This is a genomic window from Pseudomonas sp. AL03 (genome assembly GCF_029960815.1).
GTDB lineage: Bacteria > Pseudomonadota > Gammaproteobacteria > Pseudomonadales > Pseudomonadaceae > Aquipseudomonas.
Map to the genome: position 1 here is coordinate 101,411 of NZ_JASBRE010000014.1, position 18,676 is coordinate 120,086.

General features: G+C 51.0%; 21 protein-coding genes and 6 pseudogenes. 19 read left to right on the top strand and 8 right to left on the bottom strand.

Going from position 1 to position 18,676, the window contains the following annotated elements; translation table 11 throughout:
- Window positions 1-152: 152 nt before the first annotated feature.
- From QK293_RS15485 to QK293_RS15495, 3 genes and pseudogenes are all read left to right on the top strand, one after another.
- Window positions 153-573, top strand: a pseudogene (locus QK293_RS15485) (cupin domain-containing protein); the annotation flags it as partial.
- A gap of 419 nt (window positions 574-992) precedes the next feature.
- On the top strand, window positions 993-2,234 hold the full coding sequence (locus QK293_RS15490) for an S-type pyocin domain-containing protein (protein WP_282378492.1): 1,242 nt from the start codon (window positions 993-995) through the stop codon (window positions 2,232-2,234).
- An 8-nt stretch (window positions 2,235-2,242) separates the two neighbouring features.
- A complete protein-coding gene (locus QK293_RS15495; protein WP_282378385.1) occupies window positions 2,243-2,497 on the top strand; it encodes a bacteriocin immunity protein in 255 nt (84 codons plus the stop codon).
- A 96-nt stretch (window positions 2,498-2,593) separates the two neighbouring features.
- On the opposite strand, the gene QK293_RS15500 is transcribed toward QK293_RS15495, so the two are convergent.
- From QK293_RS15500 to QK293_RS15510, 3 genes are all read right to left on the bottom strand, one after another.
- A complete protein-coding gene (locus tag QK293_RS15500; protein ID WP_282378387.1) occupies window positions 2,594-2,899 on the bottom strand; it encodes a hypothetical protein in 306 nt (101 codons plus the stop codon).
- 1,015 nt (window positions 2,900-3,914) lie between these two features.
- Complete coding sequence (locus QK293_RS15505; protein WP_282378389.1) at window positions 3,915-4,322, bottom strand: hypothetical protein; 408 nt, start codon at window positions 4,320-4,322, stop codon at window positions 3,915-3,917.
- Between the two features lie 215 nt (window positions 4,323-4,537).
- Window positions 4,538-4,741 carry a hypothetical protein gene (locus QK293_RS15510; RefSeq protein ID WP_080520536.1) on the bottom strand — a complete coding sequence of 68 codons (204 nt, stop codon included), beginning with the start codon at window positions 4,739-4,741 and terminating at the stop codon, window positions 4,538-4,540.
- A gap of 137 nt (window positions 4,742-4,878) precedes the next feature.
- On the opposite strand from QK293_RS15510, the pseudogene QK293_RS15515 reads away from it, so the two are divergent.
- Together QK293_RS15515 and QK293_RS15520 are read left to right on the top strand one after the other, a co-directional pair.
- A pseudogene (locus QK293_RS15515) lies at window positions 4,879-5,013 on the top strand (replication initiation protein); the annotation flags it as partial.
- A 37-nt stretch (window positions 5,014-5,050) separates the two neighbouring features.
- Entirely contained in the window at window positions 5,051-5,158 is a 108-nt protein-coding gene (locus QK293_RS15520) for a bacteriocin immunity protein (RefSeq protein ID WP_282378403.1), read from the top strand.
- A 96-nt stretch (window positions 5,159-5,254) separates the two neighbouring features.
- Here the strand turns inward: QK293_RS15520 and QK293_RS15525 are convergent, their stop codons facing one another.
- The 3 genes from QK293_RS15525 to QK293_RS15535 all read right to left on the bottom strand — a co-directional run bounded on the left by QK293_RS15525 (window position 5,255) and on the right by QK293_RS15535 (window position 7,402).
- Complete coding sequence (locus QK293_RS15525) at window positions 5,255-5,560, bottom strand: hypothetical protein (protein ID WP_282378387.1); 306 nt, start codon at window positions 5,558-5,560, stop codon at window positions 5,255-5,257.
- A 1,015-nt stretch (window positions 5,561-6,575) separates the two neighbouring features.
- On the bottom strand, window positions 6,576-6,983 hold the full coding sequence (locus tag QK293_RS15530; protein WP_282378389.1) for a hypothetical protein: 408 nt from the start codon (window positions 6,981-6,983) through the stop codon (window positions 6,576-6,578).
- Between the two features lie 215 nt (window positions 6,984-7,198).
- Window positions 7,199-7,402, bottom strand: coding sequence for a hypothetical protein (locus QK293_RS15535; RefSeq protein ID WP_080520536.1), 204 nt, complete (start codon window positions 7,400-7,402; stop codon window positions 7,199-7,201).
- A 137-nt stretch (window positions 7,403-7,539) separates the two neighbouring features.
- Here QK293_RS15535 and QK293_RS15540 point away from each other — a divergent pair, with 137 nt between their 5' ends.
- The 12 genes and pseudogenes from QK293_RS15540 (at window position 7,540) to QK293_RS15595 (ending at window position 16,105) form a co-directional block, all read left to right on the top strand.
- Entirely contained in the window at window positions 7,540-8,829 is a 1,290-nt protein-coding gene (locus tag QK293_RS15540) for a phage/plasmid replication protein, II/X family (protein ID WP_282378406.1), read from the top strand.
- 260 nt (window positions 8,830-9,089) lie between these two features.
- Window positions 9,090-9,422 (top strand): DNA-binding protein, encoded by a 333-nt coding sequence (locus QK293_RS15545; RefSeq protein ID WP_282378408.1) that lies wholly within the window; start codon window positions 9,090-9,092, stop codon window positions 9,420-9,422.
- 245 nt (window positions 9,423-9,667) lie between these two features.
- Window positions 9,668-9,895 (top strand): hypothetical protein, encoded by a 228-nt coding sequence (locus QK293_RS15550; RefSeq protein WP_282378409.1) that lies wholly within the window; start codon window positions 9,668-9,670, stop codon window positions 9,893-9,895.
- A gap of 137 nt (window positions 9,896-10,032) precedes the next feature.
- Window positions 10,033-11,337 carry a hypothetical protein gene (locus QK293_RS15555; RefSeq protein ID WP_282378410.1) on the top strand — a complete coding sequence of 435 codons (1,305 nt, stop codon included), beginning with the start codon at window positions 10,033-10,035 and terminating at the stop codon, window positions 11,335-11,337.
- A gap of 9 nt (window positions 11,338-11,346) precedes the next feature.
- Window positions 11,347-11,634, top strand: coding sequence for a DUF2523 family protein (locus QK293_RS15560; RefSeq protein WP_282378412.1), 288 nt, complete (start codon window positions 11,347-11,349; stop codon window positions 11,632-11,634).
- Window positions 11,634-12,725 carry a zonular occludens toxin domain-containing protein gene (locus QK293_RS15565; RefSeq protein WP_282378414.1) on the top strand — a complete coding sequence of 364 codons (1,092 nt, stop codon included), beginning with the start codon at window positions 11,634-11,636 and terminating at the stop codon, window positions 12,723-12,725. Before QK293_RS15560 ends, QK293_RS15565 begins: the two co-directional genes overlap by 1 nt.
- Window positions 12,685-14,001, top strand: coding sequence for a type IV pilus secretin PilQ (locus QK293_RS15570; RefSeq protein ID WP_282378416.1), 1,317 nt, complete (start codon window positions 12,685-12,687; stop codon window positions 13,999-14,001). The genes QK293_RS15565 and QK293_RS15570 overlap by 41 nt, the downstream gene beginning before the upstream one ends.
- Window positions 14,002-14,011: 10 nt before the next feature.
- Window positions 14,012-14,236 carry a hypothetical protein gene (locus QK293_RS15575; RefSeq protein WP_282378417.1) on the top strand — a complete coding sequence of 75 codons (225 nt, stop codon included), beginning with the start codon at window positions 14,012-14,014 and terminating at the stop codon, window positions 14,234-14,236.
- 71 nt (window positions 14,237-14,307) lie between these two features.
- Complete coding sequence (locus QK293_RS15580) at window positions 14,308-14,697, top strand: hypothetical protein (protein WP_282378419.1); 390 nt, start codon at window positions 14,308-14,310, stop codon at window positions 14,695-14,697.
- A gap of 304 nt (window positions 14,698-15,001) precedes the next feature.
- Window positions 15,002-15,294 (top strand): annotated as a pseudogene (locus QK293_RS15585) (DUF1365 family protein); the annotation flags it as partial.
- Between the two features lie 135 nt (window positions 15,295-15,429).
- Window positions 15,430-15,618 (top strand): annotated as a pseudogene (locus QK293_RS15590) (class I SAM-dependent methyltransferase); the annotation flags it as partial.
- Window positions 15,619-15,620: 2 nt separating this feature from the next.
- Window positions 15,621-16,105, top strand: a pseudogene (locus QK293_RS15595) (DUF2878 domain-containing protein).
- Window positions 16,106-16,112: 7 nt separating this feature from the next.
- Here the strand turns inward: QK293_RS15595 and QK293_RS15600 are convergent.
- Both QK293_RS15600 and QK293_RS15605 read right to left on the bottom strand, forming a co-directional pair.
- Window positions 16,113-16,631 (bottom strand): DUF3833 domain-containing protein, encoded by a 519-nt coding sequence (locus QK293_RS15600; RefSeq protein WP_282378420.1) that lies wholly within the window; start codon window positions 16,629-16,631, stop codon window positions 16,113-16,115.
- A 19-nt stretch (window positions 16,632-16,650) separates the two neighbouring features.
- Window positions 16,651-17,202 (bottom strand): chalcone isomerase family protein, encoded by a 552-nt coding sequence (locus QK293_RS15605; protein ID WP_282378421.1) that lies wholly within the window; start codon window positions 17,200-17,202, stop codon window positions 16,651-16,653.
- Window positions 17,203-17,569: 367 nt separating this feature from the next.
- Here QK293_RS15605 and QK293_RS15610 point away from each other — a divergent pair.
- Window positions 17,570-18,106 (top strand): annotated as a pseudogene (locus QK293_RS15610) (DUF393 domain-containing protein).
- Between the two features lie 108 nt (window positions 18,107-18,214).
- A complete protein-coding gene (locus tag QK293_RS15615; RefSeq protein ID WP_282378494.1) occupies window positions 18,215-18,649 on the top strand; it encodes a GTP cyclohydrolase I in 435 nt (144 codons plus the stop codon).
- Window positions 18,650-18,676 lie beyond the last annotated feature (27 nt).

Consider the following 18,676-nt stretch of genomic DNA (forward strand, 5'->3'; position numbering starts at 1 on the left):
ATACGGTGCGTCCCGGCTCTAACAGCTAGCTCTACTAAAGAGCTATTTAGAATAGTTAATATTAATTGGTTGTATGTTGTAGATAGATGCCATGTATTTAGTGGGTGCTATTTCAAGGCTGGAGAACCCAATCAAAATGACTGGCAAAAGCTTCGATGGTCGAGACCGCGGGCGGCCGGCGCTATTTGATGATATCCATTTATTTATTACTTGCTGACCAAGGATTCGCCGATAGGTCATTTTCATCTGAATCAATCGCACATCGTGCATTACTACCATCTAGGAGATGCGATTCAGTACAGCCTGATATTTCCGGACGGCACATTGAAAACGGTTGTGATGGGCAGCGATATCATCGCCGGCCAATGTTTGCAGTTGCGTGTGCCTGGTGGCGTCTGGAAAGCTTCGCAGCTTACAAATGGATTGGCGGGATACGGTCTGATCAGTGAAGCGGTTTCACCAGGACTTGATTTGGCAGATATGGAGTTGGGCAGTCAGCAGCAGCTTAGCGAGCAATTTCCGGAGTATGCGGAGCTGTTTGAGAAGCTAACAAGGAATGATTGGCTGAGGTGAATTGAGCGCTTCAAAATCTGCGTGCAACCGGGCTAGTCTCGAAGCATCTTGTTACGCGTAATATCGATGACGTTATGGTAGCTCTGCCGTCGTGATCGACGAATTTAGCGCCGGGATAATAGCGAAGCTCCGGCGCTGAATTTAGCCATAACGTCCATTATGCGAGGCTTTTCCTGCCTTACTTTCAGACAATTCCTACATCATCAGCGTTGGTTTTTCGGGTAAGGTTGGGCTGACTGGAATACTACTGCTTTGCTTTTTGGCCTCCTTGTATGGAGGCTTTTTTGTATACGAAACAAGGATGTCTTATGGCAAGTAATCAAGGCCCCGGGCCAGCGCCGAACGTCTTACGACCGGCATTAAAGAATGGTCCACCCAAACGCGCGCCGGATGCTCCAGTAGCTCAAACTCGCGAATACATGCCGCCTCCAAAGCCTGCCCCTCTGGAAAAGCCGGAACCTGCCGGGTGTTCGTTTACCAAACCTTGCAAGCTGCCTGATGGCTCCATTAATTACGTCAGTCCATCTGGGGCCATTCCCACCGATGCGGTCAAAGAGTATGGCGAGTTTGCCTTGCTCGGCGGTCGTCAAACGGATGCCTTGGGCAACATCCCGCTTAAGAAAATCAGCGGTAATGCCTTACCTACTGCACTGGGAACCCTCTTACTGGGCGGGTCGGCTCTTGCCTCTGCCGGTGCATCCTGTGGCGGTCTTTGCACCGCTGGAGCGGCCGTTGCTGCGGGTACAGGGACTGCTGCAACCGGTGCGGGGACTGGAGCAGGTGTAGTCACGGCAGGTGTTGCTGCCGGTGCCTTGGCCGGTGTGGTTGCACTGCTCTGGCCATCAAGCCTCGGTGATAGCAGTCTGTACACCGACGAACAGCTTAAGTCGCTCAAGGAAGGCCGCACACGTGTTCGGTTGCATATCGAGCAACAAGCCGATGGCACTCTGAAAGGTTACGGTTACAACACTCAGAAGCGCCGCGATTGGGAGATGATTCCTGTAGTGCAATTCATTACCCAGGGCGAACAGCAGGTGGCTGATTTTGGTGATGGTGTCACCCTGATTTGGACACCTGCCGCCAATCCCTCAGACACGCTAGGAATTCCCGCGCTTGAGGCTGCTCCGCAAGCCCCGCAGATCTGGATTTACCCACCGACAGAACAAGCTGACACGATGATCGTTAACCCGATTCATCCGCCTGATTACAAGGATTTTATCCTCATTTTTCCGGCTGGCTCGGGCATAAAACCGCTCTACATCGTGATGAACGTGCGCCTCGATCCGGGGACAGTGACAGGGCAGGGGCAGGACGTTTCGGGGATCTGGTTAGCCGGTGCAGGGGCTGGGCTTGGTGCACCGATTCCGACTCGTATTGCCGATCAGCTCCGTGGCAAAAATTTCAGTAGTTTTGATGCGTTCAGGAAGGCATTTTGGATTGCGGTAGCTAATGACTCTGAGTTAAGTCAGCAGTTCAGCTCACGCAACCTGTCCGGCATGGCGAAAGGCTTGGCTCCCGCAGCACCGAAAAGTGAGCATGCAGGAAAGCGAATCGCATTCGAGTTGCACCACGTAGAATTAATCAAAGACGGTGGTGCTGTGTACGATGCCGACAATCTGCGAGCTGTTACGCCAAGACGTCATATCGACATACATAGATGAGGTGAGTAATGGAATTTAAGAGTGATCTTGCCGACTACACAGAGCAGGAGTTCAAAGCCCTGATTGACGCTATTGACGATGCTGGAACGGAAGAGGATCGCGGGGAGTTGGTGGAACACTTCAACAAGGTCGTGCCGCACCCTGCGGGTAGCGACTTGCTGTTCTACCCAGAAGATGGCCTAGATGACTCGCCGGACGGCGTAGTACAAACAATCAAAAGCTACTGCCTTTCCAATGGTCTGCCCGGCTTCAAAGACGCCTGACTGCAGAGCATTAAGTCCTACTGGCTCGACAGCTTAGGATTTCCGTAGCGATTTCCGATAACTGATCGTTATCGGAAATTTGCGGAAGCCTGAACCTTAGTCCCTGCGCTTTCCTACAACAACCGCCCCTCGGGTAAGGGAAAAACCTACATCGCCGACATAGTTGCCATTGCTCTGCTTGCAATGCTCCGAGGTCCCCATTGCGACCGGGATAACGTTCACCACGTCATAGCCCTGGTCATCGAAGCTGTTGTAGGTTTCCTCCAAGGTTTGTGCGAAAAGGTCAAAGTTTACAGATCGAGGGTCGTAAACCTTTTTGATTTTGTTTCCGAAAAGACCCGCCGCTTTTTCTTCTGAATCGACCGGGCTGTAGAACCAGGTGGTGATAAATTTCTTCGACATCAATGACTCCTTTGACTCATGAGTAAGTGTTCTTCATTGAACGCCTGAGATTCTGTCACAGCTTTTTCGCGTCCGCGAAAAACCTGCTGGCTTTTTGCCCATCAGGGAAGGATTCCGGCTATGCCTTTCATCATGATTTTCCGAATCGGAAACTCTCTCTGATACCTCGCAGTTTCGCGCCCGCGAAACTTTTCGCCTTGCCTTGGCTACGACCAATCAGGGAAGGATTCCGGCTAACCCCCTCGGCGTAAGTTTCCGAATCGGAAACTGGCCCTGTAACCCCGCAGTTTCGCGTCCGCGAAACTTTTCGTCCGGCCTCGGTGACTACCAATCAGGGAAGGATTCCGGCTAGGTCTTCGGCGAGAGTTTCCGAATCGGAAACTTCACCTGGTAACCAGCATTTTCGCGCCCGCGAAAACTTTCGCTTGGCCTCGGTTGTGATCAATCAGGGAAGGATTCCGGCTGAGTCTCCGCATAAGTTTCCGAATCGGAAACTTCCCGCCTGAGCCTGAGGATGGTTTTCACCGTGGAGGCCATCGTTTTCGCGTACGCGAAAATCACCTTCGGCCGCGTTGATTACTCCCCTAAATGTACATTTTAGGGAGTAATTCTTTTGAGCTGGCAGGGACATCGGCCTATGCTTTTTCAGCGTGAAAACCAGCCATTTTCGCGTACGCGAAAAAACATCCTTCAAGCTGAGCACTGTGAATCAGGCGTTCCTCGACTGCCCGAAGGGCATTAGGCGCCATGGTTTTTCACAGTGGAAAGGAGCTCTTTCCGCGCCGATACCCGGCAACGCCGGCCGGTATTCAGGCAAAGAAGAACCCCCAGCGATCGTTAAGTCACTGAGGGTTTATTCGCGGACTAGTTTTACCAGGTCACGAGGAAGGCACTTCGCGCATTGTTTAACCAAGCTTTTATGCACGTAACCTACTGCGAAGCCTCCGCGGATCCATGACGGGCAGCGCCGCATTTGGACAGGTCCCGGTAGGTCCGATTTTCTAGCGACTAGATATTAAAAGTCGTGAGCGTCATGCCAAGCTTCGATTAGCTCTTCCCGGCCGAGCTTACGTGCAGCTTCTGCATAGGCATCTAGGAATCCAGCGTCTTCCATCCAATTTTCTGGTCGCCCCACGATCTTCCTTCCGTACGTCGTGAGAATGACGATCTGATTATCGATTTCGTCGTCCAACGTTTTTGCTTTAGACATGCCCGTTTCAATGATCAGGGTGGTGAGCATTTCGACCTGGCTAATGGCCTCTGCTTCTGCCAACCGCCAGAGTATGGCGACCAATCCTTCTGCGATGTCATCTAGCATTTCTTCAGACAATCCTTGAGGCGTGTTATTACGGACTGCCCGTGCCTGCTTGGCTTTCGCTTTGGCGCGCTTAGCCCGTTTGGCCTGCTTTTTATCTGATGCCATGGTTACTTCCTTAGAGGGGCTTTCAGCGGCTTGAACAGCCGCTTAGCTTGGGATTCCGCGAGGTTAACGCATTGAAACTGCGTTAAAAACCCCATTTTCGCGGACGCGAAAAAAGCTGGATAACCAGCTCAGATCGAGGCGAAGGAGGGGGAGAGAACGGGCACTCCCTGCGCAGCAGGGTCCACTATCTCTAATGGTGGACTCTTGTCTAACGGTTAGACTTTTACTGGTGGCTTCCCATCATCCTGCTCGATGTAGATTTCTCCATCGGCATTCATTTTTACCTTGTCCAAAACCCTGTCCAACAAGATGTTAATGATCTCTGACTTTTTGGTCAGTTTCTTGCGTTTCAGGGTGAATTCTACTTCCTTCTTCTCCAGCCGCTCCCAGCGTTCCTGATCGATTCTGACGGTGCTCATCGCGTTTCCTGTATGCCGGTGCAATCACGTAAGCGCTGATTCTTGCTCAACAGTTGCGTGTATACAAGTTGCGTATTGACACGTTACTTGTCACTCGCATACGATTGCCTGAATTGTGATTTGTTGCGTGTATACAAGTGCTAGATCGAATCCACCTCTTTGTGCCGTTCAAGCTTGAGCACATCACCTTACTGGGTGTTGATGGTCGAGTTGATCCTGTGCATCTGGTCGATATCGAGTCGTTAGGCATTCCACTTCAGGCGCAAATCACCGTCGACGAGGAGGGCAATAAACACGCCGATTAGCGACTTGCTGTTCTACCCAGAAGATGGCCTAGATGACTCGCCGGACGGCGTAGTACAAACAATCAAAAGCTACTGCCTTTCCAATGGTCTGCCCGGCTTCAAAGACGCCTGACTGCAGAGCATTAAGTCCTACTGGCTCGACAGCTTAGGATTTCCGTAGCGATTTCCGATAACTGATCGTTATCGGAAATTTGCGGAAGCCTGAACCTTAGTCCCTGCGCTTTCCTACAACAACCGCCCCTCGGGTAAGGGAAAAACCTACATCGCCGACATAGTTGCCATTGCTCTGCTTGCAATGCTCCGAGGTCCCCATTGCGACCGGGATAACGTTCACCACGTCATAGCCCTGGTCATCGAAGCTGTTGTAGGTTTCCTCCAAGGTTTGTGCGAAAAGGTCAAAGTTTACAGATCGAGGGTCGTAAACCTTTTTGATTTTGTTTCCGAAAAGACCCGCCGCTTTTTCTTCTGAATCGACCGGGCTGTAGAACCAGGTGGTGATAAATTTCTTCGACATCAATGACTCCTTTGACTCATGAGTAAGTGTTCTTCATTGAACGCCTGAGATTCTGTCACAGCTTTTTCGCGTCCGCGAAAAACCTGCTGGCTTTTTGCCCATCAGGGAAGGATTCCGGCTATGCCTTTCATCATGATTTTCCGAATCGGAAACTCTCTCTGATACCTCGCAGTTTCGCGCCCGCGAAACTTTTCGCCTTGCCTTGGCTACGACCAATCAGGGAAGGATTCCGGCTAACCCCCTCGGCGTAAGTTTCCGAATCGGAAACTGGCCCTGTAACCCCGCAGTTTCGCGTCCGCGAAACTTTTCGTCCGGCCTCGGTGACTACCAATCAGGGAAGGATTCCGGCTAGGTCTTCGGCGAGAGTTTCCGAATCGGAAACTTCACCTGGTAACCAGCATTTTCGCGCCCGCGAAAACTTTCGCTTGGCCTCGGTTGTGATCAATCAGGGAAGGATTCCGGCTGAGTCTCCGCATAAGTTTCCGAATCGGAAACTTCCCGCCTGAGCCTGAGGATGGTTTTCACCGTGGAGGCCATCGTTTTCGCGTACGCGAAAATCACCTTCGGCCGCGTTGATTACTCCCCTAAATGTACATTTTAGGGAGTAATTCTTTTGAGCTGGCAGGGACATCGGCCTATGCTTTTTCAGCGTGAAAACCAGCCATTTTCGCGTACGCGAAAAAACATCCTTCAAGCTGAGCACTGTGAATCAGGCGTTCCTCGACTGCCCGAAGGGCATTAGGCGCCATGGTTTTTCACAGTGGAAAGGAGCTCTTTCCGCGCCGATACCCGGCAACGCCGGCCGGTATTCAGGCAAAGAAGAACCCCCAGCGATCGTTAAGTCACTGAGGGTTTATTCGCGGACTAGTTTTACCAGGTCACGAGGAAGGCACTTCGCGCATTGTTTAACCAAGCTTTTATGCACGTAACCTACTGCGAAGCCTCCGCGGATCCATGACGGGCAGCGCCGCATTTGGACAGGTCCCGGTAGGTCCGATTTTCTAGCGACTAGATATTAAAAGTCGTGAGCGTCATGCCAAGCTTCGATTAGCTCTTCCCGGCCGAGCTTACGTGCAGCTTCTGCATAGGCATCTAGGAATCCAGCGTCTTCCATCCAATTTTCTGGTCGCCCCACGATCTTCCTTCCGTACGTCGTGAGAATGACGATCTGATTATCGATTTCGTCGTCCAACGTTTTTGCTTTAGACATGCCCGTTTCAATGATCAGGGTGGTGAGCATTTCGACCTGGCTAATGGCCTCTGCTTCTGCCAACCGCCAGAGTATGGCGACCAATCCTTCTGCGATGTCATCTAGCATTTCTTCAGACAATCCTTGAGGCGTGTTATTACGGACTGCCCGTGCCTGCTTGGCTTTCGCTTTGGCGCGCTTAGCCCGTTTGGCCTGCTTTTTATCTGATGCCATGGTTACTTCCTTAGAGGGGCTTTCAGCGGCTTGAACAGCCGCTTAGCTTGGGATTCCGCGAGGTTAACGCATTGAAACTGCGTTAAAAACCCCATTTTCGCGGACGCGAAAAAAGCTGGATAACCAGCTCAGATCGAGGCGAAGGAGGGGGAGAGAACGGGCACTCCCTGCGCAGCAGGGTCCACTATCTCTAATGGTGGACTCTTGTCTAACGGTTAGACTTTTACTGGTGGCTTCCCATCATCCTGCTCGATGTAGATTTCTCCATCGGCATTCATTTTTACCTTGTCCAAAACCCTGTCCAACAAGATGTTAATGATCTCTGACTTTTTGGTCAGTTTCTTGCGTTTCAGGGTGAATTCTACTTCCTTCTTCTCCAGCCGCTCCCAGCGTTCCTGATCGATTCTGACGGTGCTCATCGCGTTTCCTGTATGCCGGTGCAATCACGTAAGCGCTGATTCTTGCTCAACAGTTGCGTGTATACAAGTTGCGTATTGACACGTTACTTGTCACTCGCATACGATTGCCTGAATTGTGATTTGTTGCGTGTATACAAGTGCTAGATCGAATCCACCTCTTTGTGCCGTTCAAGCTTGAGCACATCACCTTACTGGGTGTTGATGGTCGAGTTGATCCTGTGCATCTGGTCGATATCGAGTCGTTAGGCATTCCACTTCAGGCGCAAATCACCGTCGACGAGGAGGGCAATAAACACGCCGATTACCTGCGTCACGCTTGGGAGTCTTTGGGGACTGGTTTCACCCCGATGGCCATGAAAGTTTTCCACGAAAGCATGGGTAAACGCCTGATGCCGGGTGTTGAACTGAAAGCCTCACCCGCAAAACTGATGCAGGGGCACAACGTTTTTGGCCCGACCTGCATCGAGAAGGGCGCTCTGACAATGCTCAAGTGGCTTGCAGGCACGTACCCCAAACTTTTTGAAATGCTCGCGGTAGACAGCTGTGAGGTCTACGACATCGATTGCACTTACTCCAGTCGATTGCCCGACGAACGCACCGCGCGCCAAGCCATTCAGGCCATTCGCGGCGTTTCGAACGGCCAAATGAAGGGCAGGGGAGACGACTACGAAACAACGGCTTATTTCGGAGCCAAAGACTCTCGCCTGCGACGGCTGAAGATTTACCTCAAGCATCCCGAGTTCATGAAGCAGTTGGAGGATGCAAAGAAAGCCGGTCGCGGCGATCTGTCCGCTGCAAGGACTGTAAAAGTCCTCAGCAATCCAGACCTACAAGCGTGGTCAGAAAATCTGCTTCGTCTTGAAGTAACAGTTGCAAAGCGATGGTTCAACCGTCGCGGAATTTCAAATTTACTTAATGACCTGATTCGTCATCAGCAAGCGCTGTCAGAGCAGGGCATTTGTTTTATTCAGTGGTGTTGGGAGCAAGTGACTAAAGACCTTTTTGCGGCCTTTGAGGGAATCCAGATGCGAGTTATTAACGATGAAAAAGTGCTGGCCGCACTTCTTGAAAAACACACTAAACAAGGCAAAGGCCGTTACACCAAGGAAAAAATGGTCGGTGGGATCTTGGTGCCGCCAATCTTTGTCCCTGGTAAAACCTCTGACGCTTACGCTCGTAGCCTGTTTCGTACGTACCGTAGCTTGAAAGATTATGGCTGGGAAGAAACCCAGGCGTCGATGAATCGGGCCAGTTTTTACAACCACATCAGAGACATCTGTGAATGTGGAATTTCAAAGGCCGCTTTGCAGAAACTCAAAGTGTCGGACCAGCAAAATAACGTTGTCCCGATTCTTCGGTTTGTGCAGGTCGACTTCAATGGCCAGCGCCCGGGCTGGTACGTAGAACCTACTGTCGAGGCAGCATGATGGAACGGTCAAAGTATTTAATCCTGCGTAGCACCGTTGAACTTGAAGTGATTGATCAGCTCGGCGTCACCGCCGAGTCGAACGCTTTGATCAATTCGATCATGCGCCACTTCCTTTCGTTTTCATGCGCTGAAGTCGTCCAGAGACATAAAGGACGCCTTGCTCTGCGTGGTTTTCGTCGAGATCCAAACGCCCAAATTCCTGGCTGGGCATATCGTGAACCGGGCATTCGCCCAAAATATAATCCTGTGAGGTAAACCATGTTGACTTTAACTGGCCTGTGCCACGGTTTTCATACTGACAACCGTACTGTCGGCCAAAACACTTTTACCGAAAATCTCATTCTGCTTGAGGTTCAAGACGTCAACCAATATGGCCTTCCAGAAGTGAAGACCCTCAAAGTGAAACTCTCCAAAAAGAATATGGAGCTGGGCCTCAATAACGTCTGGAATCAACACAAAGGTAAGGCTGTATCTGTTCCTGTATTCGTCGCAGCATGGGCCTCTAAAGCCGGCAATGCAGGCTTCGACTTCTACCTTTCCGGCGATGGCAAACCGCAGAACTTCGAAATCACTCCTTCCAAGGCTTCATAGCGGTAGGCCCAATGTCCGATTTTGTTCGCTGCACTGGCGAGCTAAGAACTGAGGGTGGTTATCCTCAGTGTTCGGGATCTTGGGAGGCTGTTCAAGTTCAACCTCCTTTTGATCCATCCCAGCTAGATCCATTCATCTTGGGTCAAGCATTCGGCGCCGGATTCACTTTGGTTGCAACCTTCATGGTTATGGCAATGGGTATCCGTGCATTCTTAAGTTTCATCAAACAAGGTTGAGGTTTCATCATGTTCAAAAAAGTAAGCAATAAAGCTCTCGCTGTTGTGGCATTCACTTCGGTTGTCTCGGCAAATGCTTTCGCAGCTGAAGGTGCTGTAGCTTGGGATTACACTAAGCTGACCTCTGGAATCGACTTCTCTCAGATCGGCACAGGTGTTCTCGCCGTTGCAGCATTGCTAGCAGCTGTATATGCAGGCATTAAAGGTGCAAAGATCGTTCTGGCCTTCCTACGCTAAGAGCAAAAGCCACAGATATAAAGGGCTCTTCGTTGAGCCCTTTTTCATATGGGCAGTCGTCATGGATCAGTTATATATATTTTCCTTTTTTGTAATAGGTGCGTCCTGCGCATATGCGGCTTTCTGGGGTTGGTGACATGAGGGGGATTATTTTCAAGCTCGTTGTGTGCGCCTACTTGGTAGCGATTTTATTTTTTTCCTCTTTTAGTAAGGCTGCTGATGCTGAAAAATTCAGCTGTGATAACTATGTGATGCAAGGATGGTGTTCGAACCCTGCCTATATTTACTCCAGCGCACAAGCAGCTGCATTGCCCGTGATCAAGGCTTTTATTGCTCAGCAGACGGGCTACTCCGAGATAACTTATACGCTCGACTCCTGCGCCAGTTACTACGGGATGGAGTATGTTTTGCAATGTGTTGCTCAGCTCACCTATCACAAGCTGGATGCAGAGGGAAAACCCTCGGTATTTCTGAAACAGCCGTTACCGATTCTCATCAACAAACAGCAGATAGAAGAAGTAATTTGTAATGACACTGCGGAACTAAAAGGAAGTATTGGCACCGTTATTGTTTCGGGTGCCAAAAAGTATGTATTGTCCAGAAATCCCGGTGAGAACATCTGCACCAATAATTGCAAATACGCCTCGCCGAAATCCGTGGACTGCTACTTAGTAACAGGCAAAACAAACGAAGGATTCTGCAATTTTGAATATAAGGCTGAACTTGGTTCGGACGGAAAAAAGCAAGCTTGCGAATCAGATCCAGCGCTTGAGGAAGGAGACGAAGGTGATCCTCTCGACGGCAAAGAAGAACCGCCACAACCGACCGATCCGGGCACAGAGGAGGGTGGTGATGGAGACGGTAATGGAGATGGTTCAGGAACCGATGACGGATCTGGCGAAGGTTCAGGCTCTGGCTCCGGAAGCGGCTCTGGAAGCGGCTCAGGCGAAGGCTCAGGCACTGGTTCGGGCACTGGCGGGACTGGCAGTAACGGCGGAGAAACCGGCACTGGCGGCAACGGAGGCACCGGCACTGGTGGTACAGGCGGAGGTACAAACCCAGGAGGAACTACCGGTGGAGACGGCTCTTCGGGAGGTACCGACGGCGATGGTTCTGATGGTGGGACGGAAGAAGGTTTTACGTCACCAGGTGAATTAGATCTCAATGGTAAGAATGAGCAACGAGGTGCAGAAGTCAAACAACAGTTCGCCGAATTTAAAAGTGACATCGAATCAAGCAAAACCTTTCAATCACTTAACAATGCCTTCGGCGGCAGTAATCATTCTGCCGCGACATGCCCAACTGGGTCAGTGTTCTTGTTTGGGAAAAATATCATATTCGATGCTCACTGTGAGTTGTTTGCAATGATCGCACCCATTCTAAGAATGGTGTTTATAGCGATGTGGATGTTGCTTGCTGTGCGTATTGTATTGTCGGCTTAAGGAATGGATATGCTTTCTAGTTTTGCTGCATGGCTTAAAGGGGTTTTTGAACAGCTAGCGCAATTTGCTATAGATACCGTGTTCTTAGTCCTTGGTTGGATTTGGTCAGCTTTCATCGCGCTTCTTGATACATTGGGTATAGCAGAGCAAGTTGAAGGAGCCGCCCATGCGTTCGACTCAATACCAGATTCAGTTTGGTATTTTATGAATATGTTTGAAATTCAATTTGGCTTGGGTTTGATTATGTCGGCTTATGGGTTGCGCTTCTTTATTCGTCGACTTCCAGTGGTGGGCTGATGGCTATTCATGCTTATGTGGGCAAACCAGGTCACGGCAAAAGCTACGGTGTTGTTGAGCGTGTCATTATTCCCTCCTTAAAACAGGGCCGACATGTGGTAACCAATATTCCGTTGAATGCTGATGATTTGCTGGCTGATTTTGGGGGGACTATTCAGCAGCTTCCTGTTGAATGGTTTGAGCTTCCTGATCTGGCTGAATATGTGATTAATGGCTGTGTTTTGATCATTGATGAAGCATGGCGACGGTGGCCGGAAGGTCAAAAGTCTAATCAGGCTAATCCGTGGGATAAAAAACTGTTAGCCGAGCATCGACATATGGTTGATGCTAAAAACAACTCCATGCGCATTGTCATTGTTACGCAAGACCTCTCGCAGATTCCCAGTTGGGCAAGAACTCTTATAGAAACAACTTTCCGCATTTGGAAAATCTCAAAAAAGGTTTATCGAGTAGACGTTTACTCAGGTGTTGTTACTGGAGACAAACCGCCAAAGTCTAAGTTGATTCGTCAATTCCCTGGAGTTTTCGACAAAAGCATTCAGGCTTATTACAAGTCAGCCACTCACTCTGAAACAGGTGAGGTAGGTGATGAGTCTGTAGCAGACAAAAGCGGATCATTTATTAGGTCGTATGGGCTTTGGGCTTTAGTTGGGATTGTTGTTGTATGTCTCGTTGTTGGTGTTCTTGGATTAAAATCATTCTTCAAAACGACTCCACCACCTCCGCCATTACCCCATCCACACATTGACAAGGTTGTCAAAAAGACCAACCCGGAAAAAACTCCGGCACCTCTTCCAATTCAATATTCTCAAACGTGGCGACTCAGCGGTTTTGTTCACTCCTACACACCTGACCCACAAAGTAAAACTGATCCATCAGTTGCCATATTAGTAGATAAAACAGGACGCACTCGATACATCGCCTTTTCTGAGTGCCGTTACTTTTCAGATTTCAATGAGGTTTACTGTGATATTGAAGGGGAAAGGATTACCACTTGGACATCGCAAAGCTCCAGCTTAGTCATGCCTCCAATCATCGGGGGCTTCGGCGGTGGAACTGCTCAGCGTAGCGCAAGCAGTCCATCCGGCTAAGCCTCCTTACTTTCCTAATGGTATCTATATGAAGTGTTTTCGCACCTTTGCAATGATTGTTGCATTGACTTTTTCACTGTCTGTGTTCGCGGAGACAGACAATAAAATGACATTTGATTTTGACGCGATCAATACTAGTGCAGCCCTACAGCTCATAGCCGATTTTGCCGGGTTAAACCTTGTGAGTGCCGATGATATTACCGGTACTGTTACTATGCGGATGAAAGGGGTTTCTTGGCAGGACGCATTAGAGTACGTCGCCAAAACAAAGAGCCTCAACTACCACATTGATAGTGGTGTTCTGTATGTTTCACACGGTGCCGATTACTTTCAAAGCGCTGAAGAATCTGTAGTGCCTGAATATAAAAACTCTATTTTTAAAATCAGGCACATACTTGCCTCAGAAGCCATCAAGGGCTTTCCGGTACTCTCTGAGTCAGGAAAACAAGAATCGCTCACGTCAAATGATGCATCCTCTATTGTCGTGGCTCGTATGTCCGCTGAGAGACTTGAAGAGCTTGGTCTATATCTCAGTGCTGTTGATTTTCCTCGTGCCCAAGTGATGATCGAGGCGCGCATTGTTGAGGTTGATAGATCATTCTCGCAGGAGCTTGGTGTTAATTGGTCGGGCACCGCTCGCCCTGGTAATTTCACAGCGACTGGCTCAACCAATTTCGTTGATATGGGCAGCCAGATTTCTAATGCAGGCATTGGTTTTGTTTCAAGCGCGTTGATTCTGGATTTGGAATTGGCAGCGATGGAGAAGGGTGGTTACGGCAAAGTTATCTCACGTCCGCGAGTATTTGCCTCTGACAGGCAGCAAGCTCGCATCGTGAAAGGATCTGAGGTTCCTTACCAGCAAGCCGCCGGTGATGGTGCGACATCTGTTTCCTTTAAAGAGGCCGCGCTTTCCCTTGATGTGACACCTTCGATTGATGAAACCGGGGTCTTACTGGACGTGAAATTAGCCAAGGATGAGCCTGATTTTTCCAATGCCATCAATGGTGTTCCGCCGATCAAAACAGCCTCGCTGACTTCTAAGGTTCGCGTTCGTTTGGGTTCAACGATTGCCCTTGGTGGTGTGTATTCAAATACCGAGCACGTCCAAGAGCATCGAGTGCCGGGGCTGGCTTCGATTCCTTACCTGGGTCGAATTTTCCGTTACAGCACGAAATCCAGCGGTACGTCTGAGCTGATTCTTTTCATCACACCAACGTTGATTCCTGCTATTGACGTGGCCCAGGTGCAAGACTTAAGAAGTAGACAACCCCAATAGGCCGACGCCAATGACCAGTAAAAAGCGGCTTAAACCGTTTGATCCAGTCATGCACTTGGACAACGAAATAGTCATTCGTGAGTACCTGGAGCTGGCCCGTAATGATCCAGATCCGCAGGTTTATCAGCAGGCTTTGCAGAACGTCGCAAAGGCAGAAGAAGCCGCGTGGTTGAATACGCCGGCTGTTGGACGTGAGCTTGAAGGGTGGCCATCGAAGGATTCAGGAAAGCCCTGAAGTATAACTAAATTAAATAGAGATTTAGTTTAGTTATAATATTTAGGAATATAAAAGGAGGAGGGTGAACAATGCAGGGAACCGATAAGCAGAAGGCGCTGGCCACCTTGATCAAAGCTGAATCTGTTCAGTCAATTGCTGCTGCGGGGCTTTCGGCTCCCCAGTTCCGTGAAGCGTGTGCTGCCTTGGCGGAAGCGGTCGAGGCAATTACAGACTCATCCTGGATCATTTCCAACCGCTACAACCTCGGACTTAAAACGGGCTTCATTTATGGCACGGATCGGCCCACGATTACCGCTCAGGAGGTCGGATACCATCAATTGTTACGCAACGAGCATTGGCGAAATCCCTACCTGCGCAAAGGAACCTCCAGCTTCACCAAGCAGCATCAGATTGCGTTAAAAGCCATGTTTCAGGAAGCATGGCGACTTGAGCGGATTTCTCCCGAGGTCATCCAATGACAAAGCTGATTCATTGTGGACTCGCTGCTTGATTCAGATCGATGCGAATGAAGAAGCACAGCGGCCATCGTTCTGGGGCCGTGTTGCTACTAGCAACACTCAGCGTTCAGGCTTCGTCAGGTGGTCTATGATTAGGCTAATAGCGAAGCTTCACAAAGGGTTACGATGACTTTCTGCTGTGTGAAAAAGCAAGGACACGCAAGCCATTGATTATTCAGTAGCTTCGCATAATGTATATTATGTTAAATGATGTACTTAGGCGGAACTGCGCGCCCGCAGGGAAGGATCTCCAGCCGCGCAGTTGGGGCTGTCCTTCAATCCGATCAGCCTGTTTTACTGCTTCGAATCCGACGGCAGTCCGGCCGCCATCCCATGCAGGACTGGCAGGGCGAGCAAAAAATGTTTGAAGCTGGGCTGGGCCTGGAGCGCATCGAACTGACGCGCCAAAGCCTGCACCGCCACCTTCTGGACTTCCCCTGGATGACCGGCAAGACCCTGCTCGGCATTTATTGGCAGGCCCTGCGTCTGCTGCTTAAGCGTCTGCCGCTGTTTTCCCATGAAGCCGCCAGCGGTGAATACTCGACGGTGAGCGCCTGAGCTTCGGCGAGTCTGGCGCTGTTCTGCATGGCGAGATCGAAGTGCATAATACGACCCTGTGGTCGATGGTGGCGGTGAATGGCTCAATTGGCGCTGGCGAGGCCTATATTCAAGAGTACTGGAGCAGTCCCGATCACCACCCTGCCCCGTGAGCAATTTGCGTACACGAAGCGCCGAATTGAGGAGCAGTGTCTGCAAGACCGCATTACTCTGCTGTTGCAGGACTATCGTGACCTGAAGGGCAAATGCGACAAGCTAGTATCGATTGAGATGATCGAGGCAGTCGGCCACCGCTTCCTGCCCACCTACTTCAAACGCGAGGCCGGTTGTTGCTGAACGCAGGGCTGTTCCAACTCGGTTGGTTTGCCTGCGTGTTTGGTGCGCAACGGCCTTGGACGGCGCTGATTGCAATCGCATGCCTAGCTACACACCTGCTTTGGATTGCCAACGACCCAAATGAATGGCGCATTCTGTTGCGGGTGGCAACCTGCGGTTGGGTCCTGGACAGTATTCTAGTGCACCTCGGGCTGTTCTCCTTTTCAGATACCACTATTGTTCTGCCGCTATGGCTGGCAATGCTTTGGCTGCTTTTCGCCAGCACTTTGCGTCACAGCCTGAACTGGACAAGCGGCCTTGGTGGATGGGCAGCCTACTGGGGGCCTTTGGCGGGCCGCTCTCATATTTGGGCGGCGCTAGGTTAGCAGACGTGGGTCTACCGCTAGGTGTTTGACCTAGCGCTCTGCTAATCGCATTGATATGGGCGATGTTGATGCCGGCGCTGCACCGGATAGCCGGACAGCATGCACGTTGACTCAAGACTACTTGCGGAAGAACAAGGTGATCTGGCCTACCTCCACCCCGAACTTGGTCATGAACGAGCGATTGATCATGGTGTTCTTGTCCATTAGGTACATCCAGTCGTCCAACTGAACCTGATATTCCTTTCCATCCACCGGTAGGCTCAGCACATATCTCCAGCGCAGTGTATTGCCTGCCACCTCACCAAGCGCCTCGCCTACCACGTCGCCAGCGGTTCCGCGCCATTGGCTAGAACCAACTGGAGTTAACGTCCACACCCGTTTTTGCTTAGTACCATCGCTGTAAGTAAATGATTCGTCGAGGATCAGCCTGCTACCTTCGGAGTGGCCATTGATCTCCACGTGGAAGCGCTTCGTGACCTCGCCAGAACGCTTTTGAAACATACCCCAGGCTTCGACCCGCCCCTCGAAGAATTCGCGCAACTCAAGCGTGGGCGTCTCTTGGCTGTAGGTGTGCACATCCACCCGGCTGCAACTTGCAAGGCCAATGCATAGCAGCAATATCCATATCTTCAGCATGTGCATTTCCTCAACGGTCTCAGGGTTTAGCTGCGCCCAACAATTGGGCACGCAGCTCCGGGTTGCGTGTTCGGGGGTCAAGCCAGATGGAAAAAAAGGCTTTGGCGAACGCATCATCCCTCACCACATGCTGTAGGTTCTCGCCGACGTAAAAACGTGCGCCCTCTCCAGGCATATAGACGCCGGTGATGCGGTCACCGGCGCGCACATCGACAAACGCCTGCTGCATCTCCCACTCCCAGCGGGCCATCAGCTCTGAATTCAGGGAGTTGGGCGAAAGGCGACGGATTTCCTTGATGCTGGCCTCAACCAGATCATCGCGACTAATAGCGCGACTGTAGGTCAGCTCTAACGCAAAAGGCACATCCGCATCCAGCGGTTCACCGGCAATCAGGCGAGGGCTCCAGAATTGCGCGTTGTAGATAGAGAAACCGAACACGCGCATCTCCCCGCTACCCAACCGACGAGCATCGGGTAACGCCTCGCGCCAATCAGCAAATAGCTCTGCACTTGGGAGCATCAGAACAAGACAGATAAGGTGGCGGATTAAGCGGTCCGTCTGCATAGCCATGCAAAGACCTCGTTAAGACTCAATAGACGCCTTTAAAAGTTATACCAAATTATTTTTTTGTACAGCTAATACCTCAAAACCGGACTCTCCCCTTAAGAACCGCAGAGATGGAGCGCCATTGGCGCTTTCACAAGCAGGTTTTTGGCGAGCTGCAAAGAGCGTCGATCTTCCGGAGCGAGTGGTTTCAAATCTGGAGGATTCTTCATGGCGGCGATTCGTGTCCTTGAATTGCCGGTGGCGAATGCACCTTAGACTCTTCCCGTGGTTGAACTCAGCTCACAGGAAGAGAAATGGGTATCCCACGCTGTTTGCGCGCCGATAACCTGCGCAGGAGTAGTCGACATTGTCAGTCTGTTTTTTTCGGCCTATCTTATACAAAACTTATACAGAAACGGCCGACACGTACAAGAAAGAGCTTTGGCCACTCACGTTTTACTTTGACGGTGAATGCCCGCTCTGCGCTCGGGAAATCACGTTCCTGGCGCGCCATAGACGCCCGGCTGCGATTTTTGACATCAGTAGCGAAGAGTTCGACGCATGGGCCTTGGGGTTCACGTTCGAGCAAATGCAGTCTTCTCTTCATGCCAGATTCGCTGATGGCCGCTGGATGACGGGCCTGGACACCACCTTGTGAAGCTGGCGAGCCGCCGGCCTGGGTGTCTGGGCCACGCCACTGACATGGCGCGCGATCCGCCCGCTGCTTGCCGTCGGTTATCGCCTGTTCTGCCGCTTACGCCCGCATTTGGCATGGTTGCCTCATCCGGATGGCAGCCGCCGCTGTCGCGACAACCGCTGTTCGGGGGTGCAGCCAAACTCGGCACCAGTCGGGCCACCTGCACTAAAAATAAAACAGGTTTGGAATCCTTCACGCGGTCATTCACCCAACGAAGAACCTCGGCCATAGGAGCGTTAGCGATGCCTGCGTGACCTGCGTCAAACCTTGAGTGACAAGCACGCCCCTGTTGACAGTAGTGTCCCTTTCATCAAATGCAGCATGGCTGAGAACATCAAAGTGAACCCATGGTTAGCTGAGCATTACCGTGAAATTCTCGTCGGCGTAGGCGAGAACCCTGAGCGCGAAGGACTGCTGGGCACGCCCAAGCGCGCAGCTAAAGCGATGCGGTACCTATGCAATGGTAAGGCTCATGTGGCCTACCTTCCTACCGGACGAGTCTTGGGCCTGTCGAAGGTTGCGCGAGTGGTCGATATGTTCGCCCGACGCTTACAGATTCAGGAAAACCTGACGAAGCAGATTGCCGACGCCATCCAGCACATCACTGATGCCGCCGGCGTGGCGGTGGTCATTGAAGCAAAGCACATGTGCATGATGATGCGGGGCGTAGAGAAGCAAAATTCGGTGATGACCTCATCCGTGATGTTGGGCGCCTTTCACGAATCATCCACGACGCGTCAGGAGTTCCTGCAACTGATCGGGTGTCGCCATTAACGCCCAGACGGCAATCGTGCTTTTTCT

Coding starts and splice junctions, on each gene's coding strand:
- QK293_RS15545 (WP_282378408.1), top strand. CDS start 9,090: ATGTTGACTTTAACTGGCCTGTGCCACGGTTTTCATACTGACAACCGT.
- QK293_RS15580 (WP_282378419.1), top strand. CDS start 14,308: ATGCAGGGAACCGATAAGCAGAAGGCGCTGGCCACCTTGATCAAAGCT.
- QK293_RS15550 (WP_282378409.1), top strand. CDS start 9,668: ATGTTCAAAAAAGTAAGCAATAAAGCTCTCGCTGTTGTGGCATTCACT.
- QK293_RS15605 (WP_282378421.1), bottom strand. CDS start 17,202: ATGGCTATGCAGACGGACCGCTTAATCCGCCACCTTATCTGTCTTGTT.
- QK293_RS15510 (WP_080520536.1), bottom strand. CDS start 4,741: ATGAGCACCGTCAGAATCGATCAGGAACGCTGGGAGCGGCTGGAGAAG.
- QK293_RS15565 (WP_282378414.1), top strand. CDS start 11,634: ATGGCTATTCATGCTTATGTGGGCAAACCAGGTCACGGCAAAAGCTAC.
- QK293_RS15505 (WP_282378389.1), bottom strand. CDS start 4,322: ATGGCATCAGATAAAAAGCAGGCCAAACGGGCTAAGCGCGCCAAAGCG.
- QK293_RS15555 (WP_282378410.1), top strand. CDS start 10,033: ATGAGGGGGATTATTTTCAAGCTCGTTGTGTGCGCCTACTTGGTAGCG.
- QK293_RS15560 (WP_282378412.1), top strand. CDS start 11,347: ATGCTTTCTAGTTTTGCTGCATGGCTTAAAGGGGTTTTTGAACAGCTA.
- QK293_RS15495 (WP_282378385.1), top strand. CDS start 2,243: ATGGAATTTAAGAGTGATCTTGCCGACTACACAGAGCAGGAGTTCAAA.
- QK293_RS15530 (WP_282378389.1), bottom strand. CDS start 6,983: ATGGCATCAGATAAAAAGCAGGCCAAACGGGCTAAGCGCGCCAAAGCG.
- QK293_RS15525 (WP_282378387.1), bottom strand. CDS start 5,560: ATGTCGAAGAAATTTATCACCACCTGGTTCTACAGCCCGGTCGATTCA.
- QK293_RS15500 (WP_282378387.1), bottom strand. CDS start 2,899: ATGTCGAAGAAATTTATCACCACCTGGTTCTACAGCCCGGTCGATTCA.
- QK293_RS15575 (WP_282378417.1), top strand. CDS start 14,012: ATGACCAGTAAAAAGCGGCTTAAACCGTTTGATCCAGTCATGCACTTG.
- QK293_RS15535 (WP_080520536.1), bottom strand. CDS start 7,402: ATGAGCACCGTCAGAATCGATCAGGAACGCTGGGAGCGGCTGGAGAAG.
- QK293_RS15490 (WP_282378492.1), top strand. CDS start 993: ATGCCGCCTCCAAAGCCTGCCCCTCTGGAAAAGCCGGAACCTGCCGGG.
- QK293_RS15600 (WP_282378420.1), bottom strand. CDS start 16,631: ATGCTGAAGATATGGATATTGCTGCTATGCATTGGCCTTGCAAGTTGC.